The sequence below is a fragment of the Nostoc sp. CHAB 5715 genome (genome assembly GCF_020829685.1).
Lineage (GTDB): Bacteria > Cyanobacteriota > Cyanobacteriia > Cyanobacteriales > Nostocaceae > Nostoc.
In genome coordinates this window covers 1-4376 of the sequence record NZ_JAIVFR010000664.1, presented here as the reverse complement: position 1 = coordinate 4376, position 4376 = coordinate 1, and the positions used below count along the sequence as shown (strand labels likewise).

The following is a 4376-nucleotide window of genomic DNA, read 5'->3' as shown; positions in this document are numbered from 1 at the left end:
GACTTCTCCCAACTCAAACGCTTTGGTGTCTCTGTTTTACCAGAAGATGCACCAAGTCCATGTACAACCGTCACCCAACCACCAGTTACTCAACCACCCGACGACAGCAGTCCAACTTAGTCAAATACTCAATACAACTACAGGCTTGAGTACTGTATAATTTCAATAATTTTATTAATCACCTCTGTTAATTTTTCAGGTTTTATTTGACCTGCTTGATATAAAACAATTTGTTTGTCGGCAGTAAAAATCCGATTTGGTCTGATATTACTTGCCTGATTTAATCGACCGGAGCTAAAATCACTGTTATCCAGTTGAATAGCATAGATATCGCCAACAGATTGGCTAGTAATTTGGCAAAGAATCAGGTCATTCCCCTGAAGAGTAGCAATAACTAGAGCAGGTCTGCGTTTTGTTTCAGTTAAGTCTGAAAAGGGAAATGGAACAATAACAACATCTCCTTTTACAAATCCTGCCATGCTGAATCTTCCTCTGGTCTTAACCAATCTTTTTGCAGTGATGATTCACTCATAATGGTGATTTCTAAAGTTTTCTCTTTCTGGTATTTGGCTTGTAAGAACTGAACAAAATCTAAAATTTCCTGTAACAGAGGTTCAGGTAATTTTTCTAGTTCTTGTGTAATCTGTTTTTTAAGCATAATTGTCTTGTTTTGTGTTTCAGCAATATCTATAGGACTAATATTTGATTGATGAAAAAGCTCGGTACAGATCGAAAAGCCTAATTCCTTATTCCCTACTCCGTACAGACGCGATTAATCGCGTCTACTCCCCGCCCACGTAGATAATTTCAAAAATCAAATACGATTCCTATAAAATAATATTTATCATATCGGCTTTTGAATAAAAATATAAAACCAAACAAATTCTACAACTGTAAAATTTTAGATAAAACCAGCAGCGATCGCCAATAATCACCAAAGTAATTATACTTGCAAACTACTTATGACTTGTCTTAACGCGCTAATCTATTAAGTCTTGCTCAATAGAGGATTCTTACTCAAAAATTCTGTTAAATTTGTACCTTCTGAATGAGCCTCTTCAACCTATAGCAAGAGTATCATTTTCCGTTAAGCACCTACTATGAACAACTAGGTAATCAAATCGCAGTATATCTGCTTTTCAAATTATGGACTTGAAGTACAGGTGGAAAAATGGATATCGACCAAGCCGAGATGAAGCGGCAAAAAATCCTCATTTGTTAGATGAGAGTCAGTTCGATAACGAGCAAGACCGAAAGCTAGCTGAAGAATCTGCAAGGAAGCATTTGGGTATACCAGCACCAACCTTAGACGAAGATAAGTCAATACTACCTCATTAGCTTCGCCTAACGTAGGACTTACGCAAGAGTTACGGAATAACGAACCACAGAGGCGCAAAGGACACGGAGAAATAAGAGTTTGAGAGATATTTTGCGTAAGTCCTACTAACGAAAAAGCTTAATGACACCATTTCCAAAAATCTTTGCAACGAATTGGCTGTAGGGGCGTATAGCTGTACATTGGTGTCAAATTAACGTAAAAGCCATGTCCCGCAAGGAACTGAAGTTCCTTGCTAATAGCGAAAGTCATCTTTTGATGACTAAATATAGCCAAAAATCTTTAGTCTACTTTAGTAGACTTTAGCTATTAGCCTAGAACTTTAGTTCTAGGCGGGTGAGGCAGGCAACAGTTAAGCTATCTATAGCTTAAGTTGACACGTATGATAGCTGTACGTCTTTAACATCTATCTGTAGCAAGAATTTTGTGAAGTAATATAACGCTTGGGCATTTTGTGTCTAAGCTGCTCCGCACCATTATAATGTTAGACAAAATGCAGATTTATCAACTTTTCAACCGATTAAACAATAGAAAATTCACTAAGTTACTCACTCAAACAGTAGCTTTAGGTGTAGGTGCTATTGTTCTACTTTCAAGTACAAATGCTAATGCTGCCGAGCAAGTTATTTTAAAGTATGGTACTTTTCAGGGGCAAATATCTGTTCAAGAATTAACTCAGTTTACAGAAACTGGCAAAACTACCCCGACGTTAAGGGCTTATTTGCAGGCGGCGCAACAAGACCCCGCAGTAGCTCGTCAGGCACTGAAAGCTTCGATAAAAGCCAATCCTGCTTTTTTAAATAGCTTACTGTCTAGTTGGGCAGGGCCAGTTTTGGTTAGCCAAATTGGTGAGGTAGTTCACCCTCCCGGAGGACAACTAAATCAGGAGGCGCTACGAAGTGCTTTAAGTGCATCTATTCAACAAAAAGGTGAAGTTACACTGCTTGGAGCCATTCAGAATTATCCAAATACTTCTGTTGAACTTGAAGGAGATCGTCTCATTGCTGTTTATGAACGCCTAAGCAATCTTGCAGAAATCTTATGAAGGTTACGTCATCAGATGATTGGTTTAGTGTCAGGGCTATTTCATTCTCATCTAGCCCGCCTCAGAATGAATTCTGAGTCTAATAGCAAAAGTCGTCTAAAGACGACTAAGAAAAGGTTTTAGTCCGTTTTAACGGACTTTAGCTGTAAGAGAGGAACTTTAGTTCTGGGCGGTTTATGTCTAGAACGAAATAGCCCTAGGTTTAGTGTTTCAATAGTCGTGAATTTTAGTTGCGATCGGAATGAAGTTAATACTGATGAGTCTATCTTAGGGTTCATACTGTGTTACTTAGAAATTCCCTAACCTAAATGTAGAGTTTAGTCTAAGAATAGGGAAAAGGTTTGTATGACAACCAATGTTTCTAGAGATATTAAGAAGGATGTTAATGGGTCACTGATAAGTGGTGTTATTTTGAGTATTTTCGGGGTTATTGCGATCGCAGCGCCTAATCTCTCGACCTTATTTGCTGAGACTTGGATTGCGGTGATTTTGATTTTCGCCGGATTTACAAAACTAGTTTATGCCACTCAAACCCGCCACCAAGGAGGTTTTATTTGGAAACTTCTATTGAGCGGACTTTATATTGCAACCGGCATAATGCTGTTTGTTTATCCTTTTACAGGTATTCTCACACTAACTTTGTTACTTGGCAGCTTTTTACTAGCTGAAGGTACATTCGAGTTAATTCTGGCATTTAAGTTACGTCCGCAAGAAAATTGGACGTGGATACTAGGTGATGGGATTATTACGCTGGTCTTAGGCGCAATGATTTGGTTCCAGTGGCCCTTTAATGCGCCCTGGCTTTTGGGTACACTAGTTGGTGTCAGCGTTATTTTCACCGGCATTTCCCGCGTAATGCTATCATTGAATGCGCGTTCTACCTCGAATCCTACTAATGAAGCTGCAAATCCTACTTAGGAGATAGGGAATGGGGAATGGGGAATGGGGGAGGTGAGGGAGTGAGGGAGTGAGGGAGTGAGGGAGTGAGGGAGTGAGGGACAAGAATTAATAACCAATGCCCAATGCCCAATCCCCAATGCCCAATGCCCAATCCCCAATGCCCCATGCCCCATATTGAGTAGTGACAGTTTACTAAATATTGTTAAATTAGCTAAGGAAATCAAAATCAAGGCCAGCTAGCTGCAATTAACAATGGTATCTATTGCTACTCCCTTCTCGGATATTCAAAACCATTGGGCACGCTTATTTATTACAGCCTTAGCCCAACGTGGTATTATCAATGGGTTGCCTAACGGTACTTATCGCCCCGATAACTCTGTTACCCGCGCTGAATTTGCCGCCATCATCGCCAACGCATTTCCCACAGTTTCCAAGAAGCGGCAGTATGTCCCCTTTGTTGATGTACCCACTAATTATTGGGCAGCAGCAGCCATTCAAGCAGCTTACGAAAAAGCATTTCTTAGCGGGTTTCCTGATAAAACTTTCCGTTTTACTAACCGAATTACTAGGGTGGAAGTTTTAGTTTCTTTGGTAGGAGGCTTAGAAATTGCCACTAAGGTAAAACCTGACCTCCTCTTACAACTCCCACAAATTTATCAAGATTCTATTCAGATTCCTGGGTATGGTAGAAATCAGGTAGCTATTGCCACCAGTGCCGGATTGGTGGTTAGTTTCCCAAATATCAAATTACTCAATCCCAATCTTGCAGCTACTCGTGCAGATGTGGCAGTGATTATTTATCAAGCTTTAGTGTATTTAGGTCAGGCAGAAAAAATTGTTTCTAGTTACCTAGTGCAGCCGCCAATACCAACGCCGACACCAACACCAACACCAACACCAACACCAATACCAACACCTGCACCTGTCGGTAGCGTTAGGGTAAGTCATAGCCGAGAATTCCGGGGGGCGTGGGTAGCATGTGTGTGGAATAGTAATTGGCCTTCCAAGGCAGGACTTTCTGTTGCCCAACAAAAAGCTGAACTCAGCGAGATTATTAGTAAATTACAAGCGCTAAACTTCAATGCTCTCATCTTC

The 4376-nt window shown here is 40.4% G+C and carries 7 protein-coding genes; 4 read left to right on the top strand and 3 right to left on the bottom strand.

Annotation, left to right across the window (positions count from 1 at the left end; genetic code table 11):
- Window positions 1-137: 137 nt before the first annotated feature.
- Both LC574_RS28550 and LC574_RS28545 read right to left on the bottom strand, forming a co-directional pair.
- Window positions 138-479 carry a type II toxin-antitoxin system PemK/MazF family toxin gene (locus tag LC574_RS28550; RefSeq protein ID WP_229457018.1) on the bottom strand — a complete coding sequence of 114 codons (342 nt, stop codon included), beginning with the start codon at window positions 477-479 and terminating at the stop codon, window positions 138-140.
- A complete protein-coding gene (locus LC574_RS28545; RefSeq protein WP_229457017.1) occupies window positions 464-658 on the bottom strand; it encodes a DUF2281 domain-containing protein in 195 nt (64 codons plus the stop codon). Before LC574_RS28545 ends, LC574_RS28550 begins: the two co-directional genes overlap by 16 nt.
- 488 nt (window positions 659-1146) lie before the next feature.
- Here LC574_RS28545 and LC574_RS28540 point away from each other — a divergent pair, with 488 nt between their 5' ends.
- From LC574_RS28540 to LC574_RS28530, 3 genes are all read left to right on the top strand, one after another.
- On the top strand, window positions 1147-1338 hold the full coding sequence (locus LC574_RS28540; RefSeq protein WP_229457016.1) for a bromodomain-containing protein: 192 nt from the start codon (window positions 1147-1149) through the stop codon (window positions 1336-1338).
- 491 nt (window positions 1339-1829) lie between these two features.
- Window positions 1830-2381: an alpha/beta hydrolase gene (locus tag LC574_RS28535; protein ID WP_229457019.1), complete on the top strand. Its 552-nt coding sequence runs from the start codon at window positions 1830-1832 to the stop codon at window positions 2379-2381.
- A 345-nt stretch (window positions 2382-2726) separates the two neighbouring features.
- Entirely contained in the window at window positions 2727-3299 is a 573-nt protein-coding gene (locus tag LC574_RS28530) for an HdeD family acid-resistance protein (protein ID WP_229457015.1), read from the top strand.
- Here LC574_RS28530 and LC574_RS28525 read toward each other — a convergent pair.
- Window positions 3292-3447, bottom strand: coding sequence for a hypothetical protein (locus tag LC574_RS28525; protein ID WP_229457014.1), 156 nt, complete (start codon window positions 3445-3447; stop codon window positions 3292-3294). The genes LC574_RS28530 and LC574_RS28525 overlap by 8 nt on opposite strands.
- Window positions 3448-3533: 86 nt before the next feature.
- Here LC574_RS28525 and LC574_RS28520 point away from each other — a divergent pair.
- On the top strand, window positions 3534-4376 hold an 843-nt coding region (locus LC574_RS28520; protein ID WP_229457013.1), incomplete at its 3' end, for an S-layer homology domain-containing protein.